At 46.0% G+C, this 18731-nt stretch carries 15 protein-coding genes and 1 tRNA gene; 9 read left to right on the forward strand and 7 right to left on the reverse strand.

Annotated elements, in window-relative coordinates; all coding sequences use genetic code 11:
• Positions 1 to 113: 113 nt before the first annotated feature.
• Positions 114 to 1469, reverse strand: a complete 1356-nt coding sequence (locus tag R7093_RS08955; protein ID WP_042523392.1) for a diguanylate cyclase — start codon at positions 1467 to 1469, stop codon at positions 114 to 116.
• A gap of 132 nt (positions 1470 to 1601) precedes the next feature.
• On the opposite strand from R7093_RS08955, the gene R7093_RS08960 reads away from it, so the two are divergent.
• Positions 1602 to 2207 carry an alpha-ketoglutarate-dependent dioxygenase AlkB family protein gene (locus R7093_RS08960; RefSeq protein WP_182015931.1) on the forward strand — a complete coding sequence of 202 codons (606 nt, stop codon included), beginning with the start codon at positions 1602 to 1604 and terminating at the stop codon, positions 2205 to 2207.
• Between the two features lie 69 nt (positions 2208 to 2276).
• Entirely contained in the window at positions 2277 to 3365 is a 1089-nt protein-coding gene (locus tag R7093_RS08965; protein ID WP_318146628.1) for a DUF3541 domain-containing protein, read from the forward strand.
• 54 nt (positions 3366 to 3419) lie between these two features.
• On the opposite strand, the gene R7093_RS08970 is transcribed toward R7093_RS08965, so the two are convergent.
• Positions 3420 to 4628, reverse strand: coding sequence for a NupC/NupG family nucleoside CNT transporter (locus tag R7093_RS08970; protein WP_154204160.1), 1209 nt, complete (start codon positions 4626 to 4628; stop codon positions 3420 to 3422).
• Positions 4629 to 5040: 412 nt separating this feature from the next.
• Between R7093_RS08970 and R7093_RS08975 the strand changes: the two genes are divergently transcribed.
• The 3 genes from R7093_RS08975 (at position 5041) to R7093_RS08985 (ending at position 5915) form a co-directional block, all read left to right on the forward strand.
• Positions 5041 to 5223 carry a hypothetical protein gene (locus R7093_RS08975; protein WP_021035910.1) on the forward strand — a complete coding sequence of 61 codons (183 nt, stop codon included), beginning with the start codon at positions 5041 to 5043 and terminating at the stop codon, positions 5221 to 5223.
• A tRNA-Leu gene (locus R7093_RS08980) sits at positions 5188 to 5271 on the forward strand. Before R7093_RS08975 ends, R7093_RS08980 begins: the two co-directional genes overlap by 36 nt.
• A gap of 32 nt (positions 5272 to 5303) precedes the next feature.
• Positions 5304 to 5915, forward strand: coding sequence for a DUF2913 family protein (locus tag R7093_RS08985; protein WP_005384170.1), 612 nt, complete (start codon positions 5304 to 5306; stop codon positions 5913 to 5915).
• A 78-nt stretch (positions 5916 to 5993) separates the two neighbouring features.
• On the opposite strand, the gene R7093_RS08990 is transcribed toward R7093_RS08985, so the two are convergent.
• The gene (locus tag R7093_RS08990; RefSeq protein ID WP_047102824.1) at positions 5994 to 7394 is read right to left on the reverse strand and encodes a tryptophanase; all 1401 of its coding nucleotides are present in this window, start codon (positions 7392 to 7394) and stop codon (positions 5994 to 5996) included.
• 298 nt (positions 7395 to 7692) lie between these two features.
• A complete protein-coding gene (locus R7093_RS08995) occupies positions 7693 to 8937 on the reverse strand; it encodes an NADH:ubiquinone reductase (Na(+)-transporting) subunit B (RefSeq protein ID WP_047102825.1) in 1245 nt (414 codons plus the stop codon).
• A gap of 159 nt (positions 8938 to 9096) precedes the next feature.
• Between R7093_RS08995 and R7093_RS09000 the strand changes: the two genes are divergently transcribed.
• The 3 genes from R7093_RS09000 (at position 9097) to R7093_RS09010 (ending at position 12073) form a co-directional block, all read left to right on the forward strand.
• Positions 9097 to 10485 (forward strand): cytochrome ubiquinol oxidase subunit I, encoded by a 1389-nt coding sequence (locus R7093_RS09000; protein ID WP_017635517.1) that lies wholly within the window; start codon positions 9097 to 9099, stop codon positions 10483 to 10485.
• Positions 10486 to 10495: 10 nt separating this feature from the next.
• Complete coding sequence (gene cydB / locus R7093_RS09005; protein ID WP_047102826.1) at positions 10496 to 11494, forward strand: cytochrome d ubiquinol oxidase subunit II; 999 nt, start codon at positions 10496 to 10498, stop codon at positions 11492 to 11494.
• A gap of 174 nt (positions 11495 to 11668) precedes the next feature.
• A complete protein-coding gene (locus R7093_RS09010; protein ID WP_047102827.1) occupies positions 11669 to 12073 on the forward strand; it encodes a hypothetical protein in 405 nt (134 codons plus the stop codon).
• A 47-nt stretch (positions 12074 to 12120) separates the two neighbouring features.
• Here R7093_RS09010 and lhgO read toward each other — a convergent pair whose 3' ends face one another.
• From lhgO to R7093_RS09025, 3 genes are all read right to left on the reverse strand, one after another.
• A complete protein-coding gene (gene lhgO, locus R7093_RS09015) occupies positions 12121 to 13347 on the reverse strand; it encodes an L-2-hydroxyglutarate oxidase (RefSeq protein WP_318146629.1) in 1227 nt (408 codons plus the stop codon).
• Positions 13348 to 13355: 8 nt separating this feature from the next.
• Entirely contained in the window at positions 13356 to 15479 is a 2124-nt protein-coding gene (locus tag R7093_RS09020; RefSeq protein WP_122069332.1) for a TRAP transporter permease, read from the reverse strand.
• A gap of 88 nt (positions 15480 to 15567) precedes the next feature.
• Entirely contained in the window at positions 15568 to 16578 is a 1011-nt protein-coding gene (locus tag R7093_RS09025; RefSeq protein WP_005374185.1) for a TAXI family TRAP transporter solute-binding subunit, read from the reverse strand.
• Positions 16579 to 17414: 836 nt separating this feature from the next.
• Here R7093_RS09025 and brnQ point away from each other — a divergent pair.
• Complete coding sequence (gene brnQ, locus R7093_RS09030) at positions 17415 to 18725, forward strand: branched-chain amino acid transport system II carrier protein (RefSeq protein ID WP_318146630.1); 1311 nt, start codon at positions 17415 to 17417, stop codon at positions 18723 to 18725.
• Positions 18726 to 18731: the final 6 nt, after the last annotated feature.

Here is an 18731-nt window from a genome sequence, read left to right on the forward strand (position 1 = left end):
GCAAAGTGTCTGTGAACATATGAAGTCACATATTCTTGCACCTCAATGATGATGAGATTTCGGGCTCCCAACTTTACCATTCCTCTAACCCCTTATTGAAACTGGGTTCAGGCTCATCCGCCATGCTTTTGTTGATACATTCTCTCATCGGCTATTTTCATCATTTGCTCAGGAGATGACATTTGCGGGTCAAATATCGCGTACCCAATACTGGCTTTCAAATAGATAAGCGTTTCATCGTAAATGACGGGCGTCGAGCATAGCGCTAATCGAAGTTTTTGTAGAAGAGACTGAACATTTTCTTCCGTTCCTGGGTGATGAACTACAACTAAGAACTCATCACCGCCCATTCTGGCCACGATGTCTGATTTACGCAGAGAGCTTTTTACCCTTTCAGCCGTAGCGATTAAAACTTTGTCACCTGCGTCGTGACCATAGGTGTCGTTAATGTGTTTAAACCTATCTAGGTCAATATTAATTAAGGCGAAGCTATAACGCTTTTTATAACGTTTCGCTATTTCAAACTGCTGCTTGTAAAACTTCATAAAATAGCGACGGTTTGGTAAACGCGTGAGTTCATCGTGTAAAGCTCTGTCATCTGCAATGGTATACAGTCGATAAATGGCGAACAGCGCGAGGCTAAGTGCGAATATAATGGGATAGCCGATTACTCTAGCTAAATGCAACTGATGCCAAGAGATTTGGCGATCAGCTTTGCCTCCAGAGAAAACCACCATACTCCACCCACCATAAGGAAAATGAACCATCTCTTTTGCATATGCCATGCTATTTACACTTTGCGCGCCAAAGAAAGCATCACCAAATGAGCCACCGCTATCGTAACCACGGATCATTAAAGGGTAACGATACGAGAAATCAATTACGCCGGTTTCTCTCATCAGAGCATCGAAATCAATCACCGCACTGATCACTCCCCAGTAGTCCTGATTCATTGGAGGATCAAGAAAAACAGGCACACGCACGATCAAACCTCGGCCACCTTGAATCAAAGTCACTGGCCCTGCGATGAAAATTTCTTGTACATCCTTGGCTTTTTGCACCTGTACCCACTGCTGTGGCACTGCGCGGTAATCAAGGCCGATTAGGCGCTCATTACCTTGGCGTGGAAATACATGACTAATTACATCATTTTTCGCGATACCGATGATTGTAATATGTTTACTTTTATTTAGGATTCGGTGAGCGGCGATACTCAATTCTTCTTCTTGGTTTTTAGGAAGTAACGTAATGAGTGTCGCTAAAGTACTGGCTTTGTAGATATCCGCCATAAGTACCGCTTCCAAATTGGAACGGAGAATGGAAAGTTGTTCTTTGGCCTCAACTTGAACTCGCTCTTTGTGAAGCTCTTGCTGGTTTCGATTTAACAGCTCAATAACCCCAATACACAAAGCGAAAAAGGTGAGGAAGAACAATGCAAAATAGCATCGCTTTCTGGGTAAATAACGCATTTTCTCCCCACAACTCGTATACAACTACGAGATTTTTTATTTATTGTTAAAATTCTTATTATCACAAGAATAACCAATCATAATCAGAAAGGTAACAGTGATTGACAACTTTTATGTTTTAGGTGTGAGATGATGCATCAACAAGGCGATTTATTTGGCGGCGATCTATGGCAAGAAGTAGAAAGAGGAGAACTTTATTATGATCCTCATTTTCTTAACCATCTTGAGGCGGATAATTACTTTGACCAACTTCGAAAGACACTGCCATGGCACCAAGAACACATTACTATGTTCGGCAAGTCAGTACTTCAACCTCGCTTACAAGCGTGGCACGGTGATGCAGCATATACTTACTCAGGCTTAACCATGCAGCCTCACCCTTGGACTCCCGAGTTAACTCAGCTGAAAGTGCGTTGTGAATCAGTTGCTGATGTCACTTTTAATTCTGTTCTCGCTAACTTATATCGACACGGCCAAGACTCAATGGGCTGGCACCAAGATAATGAACCAGAGTTAGGTAGAAACCCTGTTATCGCATCTTTGAACTTAGGTGAAACACGTCGATTTTTGCTTAGAAATTTACATTGTAAAACTGAGATTGAATACGAGCTTTCTCATGGCTCCTTACTGATTATGGCTGGCGAGCTTCAGCATCACTGGAAGCACTGCGTACCAAAAACCGCGAAAACCAAAGATGAACGTATCAACCTGACTTTTAGGCAAATTTTCAACTATTGACTCAGCTTTTACATTCTCAATTAATATTGATGGTAGGTTTAGGTTCAGGACTTCATAGGGAATGGATTTATGCGTATTAAACCTCTTAGCTTAGCGGTCTTACTCTCTTGCTCACTTACCTTTGCTGCTCAGGCATCACAGGAAGACGTACCGCTTCTCGATAATACTCAATCAGCGCAGTTGATTCGTAGTACCTACGAACCAGAACTGTTCACTTTCCCGGCGTTTAAAGAGGGCCATTTTGGCTTACGCATGTACCGCCAAACATTAGATGAGAAATATCACGCTGCCATTTGGACCGACATGGCACAAGTAGCCAGCCGGTTAAACCAATTTGCTAATGAAGTCGTTGAACCAGAAGACATCATTCTCTATTCATCTCAAAGGCTGACCACGTATCAAGAGAAAGAAACCGAACGAGGTCAGCGACGCTATACCGTGACTAAACACCATCCTGAGTACCTTTATCTTGGTGTGGAATTGCTTGGCGCAATGGCAAGAGCAAACGAATATGGCCTAAAGCATAAACAAGACAAAACGCTGAGAAAAATTATTAGGCGCTACGATTTCTCGCGTTACGTTACGGACAAAGAGATGATAGAGGCATGGGCAGCTCAGCTTGCAAACCAAGTCTACTGGCTTCGTCAGTTAGGAGAGCAAGATGTGGTCGAGGAATTCACTCAAACCTTCCGTGACACCTACCCCGACGATAAAGATAAGATGCTTTCAGCTCAGCAGTATTGGAACAAACTCTATGGTATGACGCACATCATCTTTGCCGATTCACAGTATTATCAGGAGCGAGTAAGCGAGAAGAAACACCAATGGATTTATGATTACTTTCGTAACAACATCGACACTATCCTACTGCGCGCCAAAGAAGATGTGATTGCGGAAGTCGGCATTTCGTTTTTGTTAGCAGGCTTGGACCATGATCCGGTCGTAAAGAAGACCCGCCAAGCCATTCGTCATGCAATCAACGCAGAAAAAGGGATGATTCCGTCGGTCGACGGTAACTTTGATCTCAAGTACGGCGAACACCGTAACGTGCTAGCCATCATGCTGCTCGATTGGAAAGGGGTACATAAAGCGCCAACTTATCAAGAGCACCCAGAGGCTTTTAAATCGATACCTTACGGCTTAATGCCCAAGCCTTAGAAATAACAAAACCCGCCATTTAGGCGGGTTTTTAGTGTGGATCTTCAATCTAAATTAGAGCGAGATAAAAATGCCCGCTAAGCACGCACTCATCAGGTTAGCGAGTGTACCAGCAGCAACCGCTTTTAGGCCTAGACTTGCAACATCTTTGCGGCGCTCAGGTGCCATCACGCCGATAGAGCCCAACTGAATCGCAATTGAGCCAATGTTCGCAAAACCACACAACGCAAAAGTGATAATAATTTGAGTATGCTCAGACAGTGTCGCTTTGTGCTGCACAAAATCGATAAACGCAACAAACTCATTCATCACCACTTTCTGACCAATGTATGAACCCGCAGCTAGAATTTCGTGGCTTGGCACACCAATCAACCATGCGAGAGGTGCAAACAAATAACCAAAAATCGCTTGTAGCGTTACGCCAGAGAAACCAAATATCTCACCCAAGTTTTCTAGCCCCGTGTTCACCATCGCGATAACACTCACGAAAGCGATAAGCATGGTACCAACAGCAACGGCAACTTTCATACCGCCCATGGCACCGCTTGCTAGCGCATCAATAACGTTACTTTCTTCTGATTTATCTAGCTCAATATTGTTGTAATCGCTTGGCGTTTGACGCTCAGGAACGATGATTTTTGCCATCATCAAACTACCTGGTGCTGCCATAAAGCTTGCCGCGATCAAGTATTTGAGGTCGACACCCAAACCAGCATAACCACCAAGCACACTGCCCGCCACTGAAGCCATACCACCAGCCATCACGGCAAACAGTTCAGAGCGAGTCATGTTAGAAAGAAATGGACGAATAAGAAGTGGTGACTCGCCTTGAGATAAGAAAATGTTCCCTGTTGCAACCAAAGACTCTGCTTTACTCGTACCCAAGAACTTCTGGATAGCGCCGCCAATAAATTGAATCACTTTTTGCATAATGCCCAAATAGTAAAGGGCGGAGATAAGAGCACTGAAGAAGATGATGATAGGAAGGACACGGATAGCGAAGATAAAGCCAGAAGAAGCGAGGTCACCAAAGAGGAATTTAATCCCTTCATCAGCAAAGCTGAGTAGCCCCGCGACACCATTACTTAAACTCGCCAGCGCCGCTTGACCCAACGGGAAATAGAGCACCAAAGCAGCAAACCCCATTTGTAGCATCAAGGCGCGAGATACAGTTTTCCAATTAATGGAAGAACGACCCTCAGAAAGTAGGAAAGCACAACCTAGCAGTGCAACAATACCAAATAGACTAAATAGAACACTCATGAGCTGGACCTACTAAACGTTGAAAAAGAAAAAAGAGCCAAAGGAATTGGCAGAAGAAAGGGACAACGCAGCGAGTGATAACTCACTTTTAGATCCAGAATGTAGACAGAACGAATAGTTCGACATCTTATTTTTACCTTATACAAGCAATTGAACGTAGCTGGTCCGGTCCGTGGGGTCATTCACTGCTGGCGAGCATGTTGCTTGGCCTGCTCCATGTGACGGCTTGTATGGGTAAGGGTCCTGAACAACTAAACCCTAATTCCCGCTTAAACGGGACGCAAGTATAGCCAACAAAAAGAGATATTCATCACATTTATTTACGCAAACGTTCAAGCGTTCAAAATTTAGGCAAAAGTACTCTTTTGTCGTCATACCATTAATAAAAGTAAGGGCATAAGGATAGGCGTTGATGGTAAAAAACATAAAAGTGACCAATAAATATGCAATCAAACTCGAAAGAGCCAAAATTCGTCATTTTGCTCTCGCCAACAGGTGGATTTTGGTTATAATTCGCGTTGCTTCTTTCGAGGCCTCTGAGTATTCAGAGCATCATGATGCCGAGATGGTGAAATTGGTAGACACGCTAGCATGAGGTGCTAGTGCCTTTGGTGTGAGGGTTCGAGTCCCTCTCTCGGCACCATTATCCTTCTTCCCTAATTTTGTTCGAGTGTAATGCAAAGTTCTAAGCAGGCAAGACAGTCTACAGATGCTAACCAACTTCTGAGTGAGCTTGCGGTTCACGCTTTATTACACCTGCACTTTAAAATTCACGCGTCCTCGCATGGCCTCTCCCTTAAAGAACGTAATGACTTACTTCAGAAATGGCTGAAACCAAAACTGAAGAGTAATCGCTATAAGCTGATTAAAAAGCCGTTAAAATCTTTGACTCAGCAGGCAAAAGGTGAGAACGGAAATCTGGAAGAATTACTCGAGCGCTGCGTCGGTGCAGACAAACCCAGAAATCCTCAACCCGATCTAGATAGCTACTTGCTGCTGATCAATGAGATTGAGAAGAAACTGGGGACTACCGTGTTATTATCGCGACCGGAAGACGTCGACTTATCTCACGACCAACACGGCTGTTTGCTGTGTGTGCTTTCTGAGAACTTAAATCAGCACTTCGATGATAATAACGCCCTAATCGCTCCTATTTCGATGCTGTTCCGCGGACCAATGAGTCAACGCTCACTTTTCCTTGGCAGCATTTACGCCAGTGGTACCTTCAATTATGAAGTGCAGTATCAAGACGACCAGTTCGTTCGCATCACATTAGAGTTAGCGTAACTGTAACGCTAAGAAATAAACGAATCGAAAAAGGCCGCGAAACTCGCGGCCTTTTGCTTATCTAGATTTAAACTTGAGTTAATCGATCTCTTTAAATCGAGCAGTAAAGTGGCGCAGCACTGGTGGCTCGTACTCGAAAGTGAGCCCTTTTAACTCATGTGCACGATTTTTCAGTTCGATAATCGCATCCGCAATGTAATCCATATGATCGTTTGTGTAGACACGACGTGGAATGGTCAAACGCATCAACTCAAGCTCTGACGCTTTTTGTTTACCCGTTTCCGGATCTCGACCAAGCAGCAACGATCCTATCTCTACTGCTCGAATACCCGCTTCCAAGTACAAAGCATTACACAATACCTGCGCAGGAAACTGATCCGCTGGAATATGTGGCAAAATCTTAGCGGCATCCACAAACACCGCATGACCACCCGTTGGGTATTGAATCGGAATACCGCCTTCACGTAAGCGCTCACCTAAGTATTGAACTTGGCTAATTCTATAGTGAAGAAAATCCTCGTCCGCGGCTTCATACAAACCGCGAGCGAGCGCTTCCATATCACGCCCAGCCATGCCGCCGTATGTCACAAATCCTTCCATGGGTACGCAGCGCGTCTGCACCGCCTGGAACAACTCCTTATGATCACGAATACAACACATGCCACCAATGTTTACCATCGGGTCTTTCTTAGCTGACATGGTGAGCATATCACCGTACTGGTACATCTCACGGATGATTTCCAGAATCGATTTATTCTCGTAACCCGCTTCACGCTGCTTGATAAAGTAAGCGTTCTCACAGTAACGAGCCGAGTCAATCACCACTGGAATATCGTGCTTGGTTGCAATCTCGTACACACTGCGCATGTTTTCCATCGACACAGGCTGACCACCGGAGCTATTACAAGTAATCGTGGTGATAATTGCACAGATGTTATGCGAACCGTGCGCTTCAATTGTTGCCACCAGCTTATCGATATCAAAATTGCCCTTCCAATCATAAGGCGTAGTGGTGTCGAATGCTTCTTCCGTTACCACGTTAATCGCTTTACCGCCATTGAGTTCAATGTGACCCGCTGTGGTATCAAAATGGTAGTTCGAGATAAATACTGGCGTTTCGCCACCACGCACCTGACGCATACGCTCAATCAAAGCGGGGAACAAAATTTGCTCGGCACCACGCCCTTGGTGTGCAGGCACGGTGAGCTTATAACCGAAGAAGTGCTCCACTGCATCACACAGGTTGTAGTAATTTCGACTCCCCGCATAGGATTCATCCCCCATCATGATACCAGCCCACTGATTATCACTCATGGCACCAGTGCCTGAGTCAGTCAGCAAATCGATATAAACATCATCACTACGAAGAAGAAATGGATTATAGCCCGCTTCTTTTAACGCGACTTCACGGTCTGCCAAAGTCGTCATTTTGATTGGCTCAACCATTTTGATACGGAAAGGTTCTGGAATACGTTTCATTGTTAATTTCCTTATACGCATTGCCCTACGCAGTTTCACGTAAGACTAAAAAACAAATAGATAGAATGCTTTTCAATGCGATTGCATTGAGGAAATCAACGAGAAGAGATTTTACTAAGAAGAGACAAGCAGTAGTCTAGGTTATACCAGAACGACAGCACCAAACGGCTATCGAGAATATCCTTTATTCTCATCGTCTTCGTCCTCCTGATAAAAATAAAAAGTCAGAAACCCCATGTCTCTGACCTTTTCAATATAGTGCAGTTTTCAATCAATTTTCAGTGAGGTCACCCTCATTTTAAGAAGGTCTCGCCCTTTTCATTCTGCGTTTGATATTACTTTCTTTGACTAGGTAATCGAAAAGTGGCGCGAATAAGTTAGCAAATAGAATCGCTAACATGATGCCTTCTGGATAAGCCGGGTTCAGCACTCGGATAAAAATCGTCATCACGCCGATTAATAGTCCGTATGCCCATTTCCCGTTATTGGTAAAAGCTGCCGAGACAGGGTCTGTCGCCATAAAGAAGGTACCAAACGCAACCCCACCAATCACGAAGTGCCAGTAGAACGGCATGGAGAACATGGGGTTAGAGTCTGAACCGATCGCATTCAATAGTAATGAAGCTCCGATTAAACCGACCAACACGCCCGCAACAATTCTCCACGATGCAATCTTCATAAAGATGAGAACCAAGCCTGTTAGTGCGATCAACAACGTGGAGACTTCACCCATCGAGCCTGGTAAATTACCAACAAAAGCATCTCCCCATGAAATTGGCTCTCCCGTCATATTATTTATCAAAGCACTTTGCCCTCCTTCATACCATTGGCTAAGTGGAGTAGCGCCAGAGTAACCATCAGCCGCGACCCACACGGCACCACCGGACATGTTGGCAGGATAGGCAAAGTATAAGAACGCGCGCCCTGCTAAAGCTGGATTTAGGAAGTTTCGTCCAGTACCACCGAAAATCTCCTTCGCCACAACAATACCGAAAGTGATACCTAAAGCCGCTTGCCATAGTGGAATTGTCGGAGGAAGGATCAGCGCAAAGAGTATAGAGCTGACAAAAAAGCCTTCATTTACCTCATGCTTTCGCACAATAGCAAACAGAACTTCCCAGAAACCACCAACGATAAACACCGTCGCATAAACCGGGAGAAAGTAAGTAGCACCAAGCCACATTTTACTTCCCCACCCCGCTTGTGAAACCGCATCTAACGAGCCCCATACCCAACTCAGTTGCCATGAAGAAACAAGCGCTTGCTGAGCTGAGGCTTGATCCATTCCATACAACAAGGCATCACTCGCTTGCTGGCCTATGTTGTACATACCCCAGAACATGGCAGGGAAGACCGCCAACCACACCATGATCATAATACGTTTTAAATCGATGCTATCTCGAACGTGAGTCATGCCCTGGTTTACCTTACCAGGCGTGTAAAAAATGGTTTCGACAGCTTCGAAAAGTGGGTAGAACTTGTGATACTTCCCACCTGGACCAAACTTAGGTGTCGCTTTCTCAAAGTAATGTTTAAGGCTCATAACGCTCCTCCTTTATCTAAAAGATGGTACGCACATGTGTAAAAAGCGATCGTTTTTTAATCTCTTCGTCTTCCTTCTTCGTATTTCACCTTGTTCGCCACTCTTCTGTCTCCTCTTTAAATCCGGCGAACAGTTTATCCAACGAAAAAGGGACCGCTCATGGACACACTCGCCATTGACCTAGCTAGATTCCAATTTGCCTTTACTGTCTCTTTCCACATTATTTTTCCAGCGTTTACGATTGGTTTGGCAAGTTATCTCGCTGTATTAGAGGGCTTGTACTTAAAAACGGGCAACAAACAGTACATGCAAATCTATAAGTACTGGCTCAAAATCTTTGCCATCAGTTTTGGTATGGGTGTGGTGAGTGGCATCGTGTTGAGCTATCAATTCGGTACTAACTGGAGCGTGTTTGCCGACAAAACAGGCCCAATCCTAGGCCCGCTAATGGGTTATGAAGTTTTTACTGCGTTTTTCCTCGAAGCTGGGTTTTTAGGCGTGATGCTTTTCGGTATGGATAAGGTAGGTAAGAAGCTTCACTTCGCCGCGACTTGTATTGTTGCATTCGGGACGTTTTTGTCTGCGTTTTGGATACTTTCGGTTAATAGTTGGATGCAAACACCAGCGGGCTATAGTATCAACGAAGCCGGACAGTTTATCCCAGAAGACTGGTGGGCGATTGTCTTCAACCCTTCCTTCCCTTACCGGCTCGTTCATATGTTGCTCGCCGCTTACCTTACTACTGCCTTTGTTGTAGCCGGCGTTGCCGCTTATCACTTGCTAAAAGCAAACCATAACCCTCTAGCCAGAATTATGTTCTCGATGGCAATGTGGATGGCTGCCATCGTGACACCAATTCAAATCGTTGCTGGAGACATGCATGGATTAAACACCCTTGAACATCAACCCGCCAAAGTTGCCGCGATGGAAGGGCACTATGAGTCTCACCAAGGCGCGCCATTGATCCTCTTCGGTATCCCTAACGATGAAGAAAAACGCATGGAATACGCACTGGAAATCCCCAAACTCGGTAGTTTGATTTTAACTCATGACCTCAACGGTGAAGTGAAGGGATTAGATGCTTTTCCAGAGGAGGAACACCCTCCTGTCTCTATCGTTTTCTGGTCTTTCCGAGTAATGGTCGCGCTTGGTTTTGGCATGCTTGTTATTGGTTTGTGGAGCCTTTGGCTAAGAAAACGTCGCAAACTTTTTGATTCGAGGGCACTTCAACGTATTTGTGTGCTGTTTGCCCCAGCGGGGTTCATTGCAGTTTTAGCAGGCTGGATAACTACCGAAGTCGGTCGACAGCCTTACACCGTATACGGTCTTTTAACCACAGCCAATTCGGCATCGCCTATTGATGCCGCCGCGGTGAGCGTCTCCCTGACGGCGTTCATCGTGGTTTACTTTGTGGTTTTTGGAGCTGGCTTCTTCTATCTCCTACGTTTGATGCGCAAGTCTCCAACTCGATATGAAGAAGGTCTAGATAGCCGACTTCCTGATGGCACGAAAACCGATGCCATCACACATTCTAACCATCTAACCTAGGAGCTTACTCATGGATTACGCATTAATTTGGTACGCTTTGATTGGGCTCGCTGTTCTGATTTATGTCGTGTTAGATGGCTTTGATCTCGGTATTGGTATCCTATTCCTCAGCGCTAATGATGATGAAGAGCGCGACATGATGATGAACAGCATCGCTCCTGTTTGGGATGGGAATGAAACTTGGCTAGTTCTTGGCGGAGGTGGGCTTTTTGCCGTGTTCCCCCTCGCCTACGCGGTCATTATGCCAGCACTCTATGCTCCCCTGATTTTAATGCTGCTCGGGTTAATTCTGCGCGGGGTTTCTTTTGAGTATCGCTTCCGAACACAACGCGGAAAGTTTTTATGGGATAGCGCTTTTTTCATTGGTTCACTCACCGCGGCATTGATGCAAGGCATTATGCTCGGAACCCTGCTCCAAGGTATAGAGGTTAGTGAACGAGCATACGCAGGTGGATGGTTTGATTGGCTTTCACCATTTAGCGTATTTTGTGGCCTGGCGCTTGTTTGTGCTTATATTCTGCTCGGTTCATGCTGGTTATTAATCAAGCTTCCAGAAGAGCTGATGGGGCGCTATTACGTGGTCGCGCGACGATGGGGACTAGCGATGGTAGCCTGTATATTCATCGCCAGTTTGTGGCTGCCATTGAGCCAAAATATCGTCTTTGAACGTTGGTTCTCATTACCAAACTCGCTACTGTTTTTCATTTTACCAATTATTGCTGCGGCACTTATTTGGCAGCTATTCAAAGCCTTACTCGATCACAAAGCCGTCCGAGCCTACGTTCTTGCGATCGGCCTGTTTCTTTTGTCCGCGATGGGTTTCGGTGTCAGTACATTCCCTTACTTGGTCCCATTCGCACTCACTTATCAAGACGTCGCCGCGCCAGACAAAAGTTTGGCATTTTTACTTGCTGGTGCGATGGTATTACTTCCTCTGATCATAGCCTACACGGCTTATTCGTACTGGGTTTTCCGCGGCAAGATGAAACGTGGAGAAGGATATCACTGATGAAACTAAAACCCATTTTGTGGTTCATTGGCATTTGGCTGGTAAGCGTGGTCGCCTTGTTTATCATCAGTTCGTTGATACGAACTGCGATATTGTAGGCCCAGAGTCTACTGCACCACATCTGAAGCCATTGAGGTCTATACTCAAACAAGAGTAAAACAACGGAGTGTTTTTATGACCTTAAAGCGGTTTCTGGTAACTTTGATTCCTTTGACGGTTCCACTGTTTTCACCAAATGCATTGGCCGTAGACAAGCAGATGTCATCCGCCATGAAAAGTAAAATGCGGTCTATTTGCTCCGCAACAGACGAGCAGGGTCATTGGCAACTTGCTGAAGCAACTCCTGACGCAAGACGCTCACTCAACATGGTGCTTTATCAAATGAATGCCGATGATAAATTGAAAGCAATTCATGAGGTGAGAACCAAAATGGTCGGCGGCACCCATTATGCGTTTGAGTTCGAGTTGCAAGATGGTCAAGTCTGGAATGCAATTGTATTGCACAGTGCCCGAGGCGATTACATGATAGAAAGACACGCAAAGAAAGGGGAACTCTGCCCTAAAGATGGCGACTCCTAATCCCCAGATTCAAATAAAACAAAGGCGACAGTTACGTCGCCTTTGTTTTATACCGTTTTCGCTTCTATCTTCTCATTCACTTTATCGCAAATGTACTCTCCAATAGGCATTGCAGATGTCGCTGCAGGAGAGGGGGCGTTGCAAACGTGTAAGCTTCTTGCGCTCTCGGCAAACAAGAAGTCATGAACCAAGGTTCCGTCGGATAACACTGCTTGCGCACGAATACCCGCAGGATATGGTTTGAGATCTTCTACCTTGATGCTTGGGCAATATTTGTTGACCAACTTGAGATAGCCCGGCTTCCACCACGAGTTCTTAAACTCAGCCAATCCGGTTTTTAGATGCTTTTGTGTCACCTTCCAAAAGCCGGAGAAACTGAGCATTTGCATGGTATCTTGCAAGCTGAAGTTAACCTTGTCATACCCTTCTCGCTTCCAGCCTTGCACCGCGTTTGGACCAACGGTCACACTGCCATCAATCATGCGAGTCAGGTGGACACCTAAGAATGGCAAATCAGGGTCGGGAATTGGGTAAATAAGATGATTCACCACTTGGTCGTGTTTGCTATCTAAGCGGTAGTATTCACCACGATAAGGGATAATTTGGAAATCGGTTGGAATACCCATCATCTTAATCATACGATCCGCCATCAAGCCGCTGCAAGTGACCAAGAATTTGGCATTGAGCTGCATGGTTTGACCGTCTGAAATGCAGGTCAGTTGGACTTCCTCATCCTTCTCTTCGGCAGCCACCACTTTGGTTCTCAGACTGATTTGACCGCCGAGCTTTTTGAACTCTTCCGCCATCTGCTCCGTGACCAAACGATAATCGACAATACTGGTGGTTTTAACATAAATCGCGCCCAATCCCGTGATGTTTGGCTCAGCCAGCTTGAGTTGAACTTCATCGAGTAGCTTTACGTCGATGCCGTTGACATGGCAGCGCTCATAGAGGGCATTCATGCGTTCGACTTCTTGCTCATTGGTCGCAACCAGTAACTTGCCACAGTTCTCCACCGGAATATCGTGCTCAGCACAGAACGAAATGGTTCGCTCTACCCCACGTTTACAAAAATCGGCTTTTAAGCTGCCCGGTGCGTAGTACACTCCAGCATGAATCACGCCGCTATTGTGTCCGGTTTGGTGCTTCGCAAAACCGGACTCTTTCTCAACCAATAAAATGGACTTGTCTGGGTGGCGTTGCTGCAGTTGCCATGCTGTCGACACACCAACGATACCGCCACCAACAATGATGTAGTCATAGACTGATTTCATACGACCTCTTATAAAACCGATAGTTGAGATTGTTGCAATTTGAACTTGCGACCACTGTAAATGAACACCGCGACAAATACCGCGCAGCTTGCCACACGAACCAACATTGGGATGTCGTGCCAAACCAGCAATGTACCCACCACTACCAACAAGAGACGCGTCAGAATGTTTAGAGGACCTTCCAAGTAGCCTTCAATCGCACCAATCAATGCATAGGTACCGATGATGGCAAAGAAGCCTACAGTAATCACTGACGTCACATCCCAACTGACTAAGCCTGTGTAAGCAATCAACAGCGGTACAAGATACAAACCTTTGGCGATTTTCCACGCCATCAAACCAGTGCGCATTGGGGGTGTTTTCGCGATAGTTGCCGCAGCGAATGCGGTCAAACACACTGGAGGCGTAACGTTGCTGTCTTGCGATAACCAGAAGATGATGAGGTGAGCAGCCAGCAATGCCAAGCCTACTGCTTCTATACCCAAACTTTGCTCTAGTAGGGTTTCCATAAAGTCCGCAGGCACTAGCGCCACCATTTCTTTTGCGGTTTCCAACGCCATTGGTGCGTTAAGCAGTTCCAACTTTTCTGGCGCCGCCAACATGAAGATGGCTTTTGCTTGTTCAGGCAATTGACCTGACACCATCAATTCAAGCAATTGGTTTTCGGCAATTAACTTGTAAAGCGCAGGGGCAGACAGTGTACCCAATACAATATACGCAGCTGTCACAGGTAAACCCATACCTAAAACAAGAGAAGCGAGCGCAATCAGAACGATCATGATGAACAAGTCGCCATTCGCCCAACCGTCGATCATCAGTGAGAACGTGTTGCCGATACCCGTTGTGCTGATCACGTTGATCACCAAACCAATACCCACCAGCAATACGGCAGTTGTCGCCATGTTTTTCGCGCCTTGCGAAAGTGCTTCGATGATCGCTTTTGGCCCCATCTTGTGATCTTTCGAGAACCAAGACGCCACCACCACTGAGATGATCGACAAGCCCGCAGCGTAAGTCGGTGTAAAACCTTGAACCAACAAAGTAACCAATACCGCCAGCGGGATAAGGTTGTGCCAACCGCTGATCAACACTTTTAATAGAGATTCATCGCTGGTCGTGATTTTTTGAACGCCGCTGCGTTTGGCTTCGATACGCACAAAGAACGCAACAGACAAGAAATAGATAAGAGCAGGAATAAAAGACACCGCAATGATATCAACATAAGGAATTTGCGTGTAAGACGCCATGATGAAAGCACCCGCCCCCATCACTGGTGGCATCAACTGGCCACCTGTCGACGCTGCAGCTTCAACCCCCGCCGCAAAGCGCGAAGGGAAACCTGCTTTTTGCATCAAAGGAATACTGATAACACCGGTTGAAACCGTATTTGCCACGCTAGAGCCAGATACTGAGCCCATCAAACCGGAGCCAATCACCGCAATAAAACCGGGACCACCAATGATTTTGCCAGCCGCAGCACGTGCCACATTGATGATGTAATCACCAACACCAGAACGCACAAGAAACGCACCAAATAGAATGAACATGAATACGAAAGTCCAGCTGATGCGCGAAATAGAACCAAACATGCCCTCAGAGGAATAGAAACTGCGGTAGAGCAAGGTTTCCATGCTCAAACCCGGAAAGTGGAAAATACCTGTCGCCCATTTCCCCCAAAGCACAACGTAGCTTAAACACACCACAATCAGCACTGGAATAAACCAGCCCATGGTGCGTCGGATCAGCTCAATCACGATCAGGATTGCCATGATGGCGAAGACCCAATCGCTGGTCACGAACTTCACGCCACGTTCGTAGAGCGCATCTTCGGCATAGGGAATGTAGAGCAAACACGCGACCGCGCCCATGGCAATTAACACATCGATACCGAGTGCAATCTTACTCTGCTTGAGAGAGATATGAGCCGGATACCAAAGCGCACAAATCACCGCAAAGCCTGCAAAGTGGGTCGCGGAAATCCATAACTCTGGTAACGTCGATAAGGTATTAAACCAAATGTGCAAAGCAGACAACACCACGCCAAACACTGTGATTGTGGTGGTTACCCACGGAAAATCAGTGCGCGTGGGCAGCTCAAACTTCTGCAATTCCTTTTCTATTGAGTCGCTCATCTCATACTCCAAGCTCTGGCGGCTTTTTCCATCTTAGAAATCGGTAGGGATAAAATGCCCCGAGCCGAAACTCGGGGCGAAGTTGGCGTTATTTCGCCATTAGATCTGATGGGATTTCGATGCCCATTTCTTTGTAGTAACGCGCTGCGCCTGGGTGAAGAGGCACTGGCAAACCAGCGATCGCTTTCTCAATCGCCATTGCTTTTGTTGCTTTGTGGATTCCTTGTAGGAAAGGCAGGTTCTCGTAGATCGCTTTGGTTAGCTGGTAAACGTCTTCTTCCGAGATATCTTCACGAACTGCCAAGAAGTTTGGCTGTGCAATGGTGGTGATCGGCTTATCTAGACCCGGGTACGTGTTCGCAGGAATTTCGTACTTCGTCCATAGGTTGTAGTTGCCGTTCGCCTCTTTGATTTGCTCATCAGTAAACGAAAGAATCGAGATGTCTTTACCCAGCGCTGCAAAAGCTTGAGTAACCGCACCAACAGGCACACCTGCAGGCGTGTTCATGCCGTCAATGGTGCCGTTTTGAAGTGCGCTCGCACTGCCGCCGTAACCCATGTAAGCAAGATTGAATTTATCAGGGTCGACCTTCAGACCTTTCATGATTTGGCGACCAGAGTTCTCAGTACCTGAGTTCTTCTTACCGATAGAGAACTTCTTGCCATCTAGGTTGTTCAGGTCAGTCACTGTGCCCGTTTTTGCTAGGTCCGAGCGAACAATAAAGTGCTCAACGTTTTGCCACAACATAGAGACTGAACGCAGCTGCTCTTGGCGACCGCTCTTCTCATAAGGACCTTCACCAGACCAAGCCCATGCACCGTAAAGACCTTGTAGAATCGCGAACTGTGCTTCGTTTTCGTTCAGCAGTTTGACGTTTTCACCAGAGCCCGCAGAGCTGATTGCAGAAAGGGAGAAGTGGTGCTTTGGTGCCAATTTCACTTTGCTTAACGTCGCCAACGCTACGCCCACAGGGTAGTAAGTACCACCTGTCGATGCCGTTGCAAGAATGTAGCTACGGTCCTCTGCAGCAGCGTTAGCAGCAATACCAAAAGAAGTCACAGCGACAGCCAAAGCTTTTACCAGCTTATTCATTTTCATTATTACTCTCCGTGTAGTCGTTTCACGATTGGGGATTTACATCATGTTAAATCTTTATTAACAACACATTCCCTAGAGCAATTGAAATGCCAACTTTTAACCCTTTGTATTTATTGAACTAAGTGCTGAAAGACATCAAAAATGAGCAAAATCATGCTGATTTGATAGCAAAGTAATGAGCAAGATCTTGCTTATTAAAGAGAAGAAGGTTGCACGCCTAGATCGCAAAAGGTTAATAAAATGTGATCAAGACAAAATAAATGCACGATTCACTAATAAGCAATATTTTGCCGATGCAATTTTGGATTGAACTGCAACTAATGAGCGTCTTAACAATAAGAAGAAAAAGCGCATCATTCTAAACTGCTCACTTTATCAGCGGAGGTTTATAGCCTAAACGACTACAAATAGCACAAAAATACAGCAAAACAAGCCATGTTACAGAAATGAAAAGTCATTTATTCTAATTTTGAATTTAAAAAGCAGTTCGATCCACCAGTTCAGAAACAAACATTGACCGTATCAACTTATTTTCTACTTCGGGGTTGTGCCAATAGCCCTATGTTCGTTAGGGTAACAACACACCAAGGCAAACGTATTCCTTGGTATTTTTTCGTCATTAAGGATCACCCATGTCAGCAACTGCGCAATTACAATTCGCTTTAAAACGCCCATCTGGCGTTGCTGCTGCGATCCTCCTGCTCTCTCTGAAACTGATTCAGAGCTGACAGGCTATATCTAAACTTTCTGTCAGCTTGAGAAGAAGCTGACGGGAACACCACATACTCCTCCCATTCCTTTCAGTTTCTTCCAAGCGAAACATAAGAGGAATAACAATGTTAAGCGCACGCAATATCGCCGCTTTGGGCTTCATGACTTTCGCCATGTACTTAGGCGCGGGTAACCTGATCTTCCCTCCATTTTTGGGTTACCAAGCAGGTGAAAATTTTCTGAGCGGGATGTCTGGCTTCCTCTTAACGGGCGTAGGTCTGCCTGCGATGGCACTGGTGATGGTGGCTATCGTAAACGGTTCAGACAAATTAACCGCTGCCCTACCTAAACCTTTGGCGACCAGTTTTTGGGTAATGGTATTTATCGTGATTGGCCCTGCGTTCGTAATACCACGGGCGATTACCGTCGCTTACCAATTTAGCTTTGCACCAATGTTTGGAGATGCCGCTTTGGTGCCTTTCACTATTGCCTTCTTTGCTATCACCATCTTGTTTGCGCTATACCCGGGCAAATTGGTCGACAACCTAGGCAAAATCTTAACGCCTGCATTGATGGGTATCTTGATCATCATGTCTGTGACGGCTTTGATTTCTCCTGCTGGTGAGCTAACTGCCGCAACGGGACCATACGTATCTGGCGCATTTGCTGAAGGCTTAACCCAAGGTTACATGACCATGGATGCATTAGGTTCTATCGGTTTTGGTTGGATTATCTTCCGCGCGATTCGCAGCATGGGTGTGGATTGCCCGAAAGCCACCGCAAAATACACGCTAATCGCAGCTTTGATGTACGCGGTTGCCATGGCGTTTGTTTACATCTCATTGGCTTACATTGGCTCGACAAGCTCATACTTGGGTTCTGAGTTCAGCAATGGTGGCGACATTTTAACGGCATTCACCTTCAGCCACTTCGGCGCGTTTGGCTCACTATTACTAGGTGCCGTGATGGTATTAGCGTGTTTGACTACTGCTATCGGCGTAACCACCGCAGGCAGTGAGTTCTACGACAACACCTTCAGCAAAGTTAACTACAAAGGCTGCGTTATCACGACCATGGTATTGGCAGGTTTGATCGCTAACGTAGGTCTAGAGCAACTATTGGCTATCACGTTGCCAGCGGTTGTGGCGCTTCACCCAGTAGCGATTGCGTTGATGATCATGGCACCTGTGCGCAACAAGATGTCGCAAATCATGGTCGTCGCGACGGCGTTCACTGCTCTAACGTTTGGTTGTGTTGATGCGCTGCACATCCTAGGTTACATGCCAAGTTCCACTGATGAGTGGATGGGTAATTACATGCCTCTGTACAATGACTTTGCTAGCTGGATTGTGCCTAGCGTATTTATGATGATTGTTGGTCTGCTGTTTACGACGAAAACCAACCAAACCGAACAATTCGAGCTGGTGAATGAATAGCCGTTT

This window comes from Vibrio sp. 1580 (genome assembly GCF_033340055.1).

What these genes read in the sequence shown, in the direction of transcription:
- R7093_RS08955 (WP_042523392.1), bottom strand. Translation starts at nt 1,469, where the DNA reads ATGCGTTATTTACCCAGAAAGCGATGCTATTTTGCATTGTTCTTCCTC.
- R7093_RS08960 (WP_182015931.1), top strand. Translation starts at nt 1,602, where the DNA reads ATGCATCAACAAGGCGATTTATTTGGCGGCGATCTATGGCAAGAAGTA.
- R7093_RS08965 (WP_318146628.1), top strand. Translation starts at nt 2,277, where the DNA reads ATGCGTATTAAACCTCTTAGCTTAGCGGTCTTACTCTCTTGCTCACTT.
- R7093_RS08970 (WP_154204160.1), bottom strand. Translation starts at nt 4,628, where the DNA reads ATGAGTGTTCTATTTAGTCTATTTGGTATTGTTGCACTGCTAGGTTGT.
- R7093_RS08975 (WP_021035910.1), top strand. Translation starts at nt 5,041, where the DNA reads ATGGTAAAAAACATAAAAGTGACCAATAAATATGCAATCAAACTCGAA.
- R7093_RS08985 (WP_005384170.1), top strand. Translation starts at nt 5,304, where the DNA reads ATGCAAAGTTCTAAGCAGGCAAGACAGTCTACAGATGCTAACCAACTT.
- R7093_RS08990 (WP_047102824.1), bottom strand. Translation starts at nt 7,394, where the DNA reads ATGAAACGTATTCCAGAACCTTTCCGTATCAAAATGGTTGAGCCAATC.
- R7093_RS08995 (WP_047102825.1), bottom strand. Translation starts at nt 8,937, where the DNA reads ATGAGCCTTAAACATTACTTTGAGAAAGCGACACCTAAGTTTGGTCCA.
- R7093_RS09000 (WP_017635517.1), top strand. Translation starts at nt 9,097, where the DNA reads ATGGACACACTCGCCATTGACCTAGCTAGATTCCAATTTGCCTTTACT.
- cydB (WP_047102826.1), top strand. Translation starts at nt 10,496, where the DNA reads ATGGATTACGCATTAATTTGGTACGCTTTGATTGGGCTCGCTGTTCTG.
- R7093_RS09010 (WP_047102827.1), top strand. Translation starts at nt 11,669, where the DNA reads ATGACCTTAAAGCGGTTTCTGGTAACTTTGATTCCTTTGACGGTTCCA.
- lhgO (WP_318146629.1), bottom strand. Translation starts at nt 13,347, where the DNA reads ATGAAATCAGTCTATGACTACATCATTGTTGGTGGCGGTATCGTTGGT.
- R7093_RS09020 (WP_122069332.1), bottom strand. Translation starts at nt 15,479, where the DNA reads ATGAGCGACTCAATAGAAAAGGAATTGCAGAAGTTTGAGCTGCCCACG.
- R7093_RS09025 (WP_005374185.1), bottom strand. Translation starts at nt 16,578, where the DNA reads ATGAAAATGAATAAGCTGGTAAAAGCTTTGGCTGTCGCTGTGACTTCT.
- brnQ (WP_318146630.1), top strand. Translation starts at nt 17,415, where the DNA reads ATGTTAAGCGCACGCAATATCGCCGCTTTGGGCTTCATGACTTTCGCC.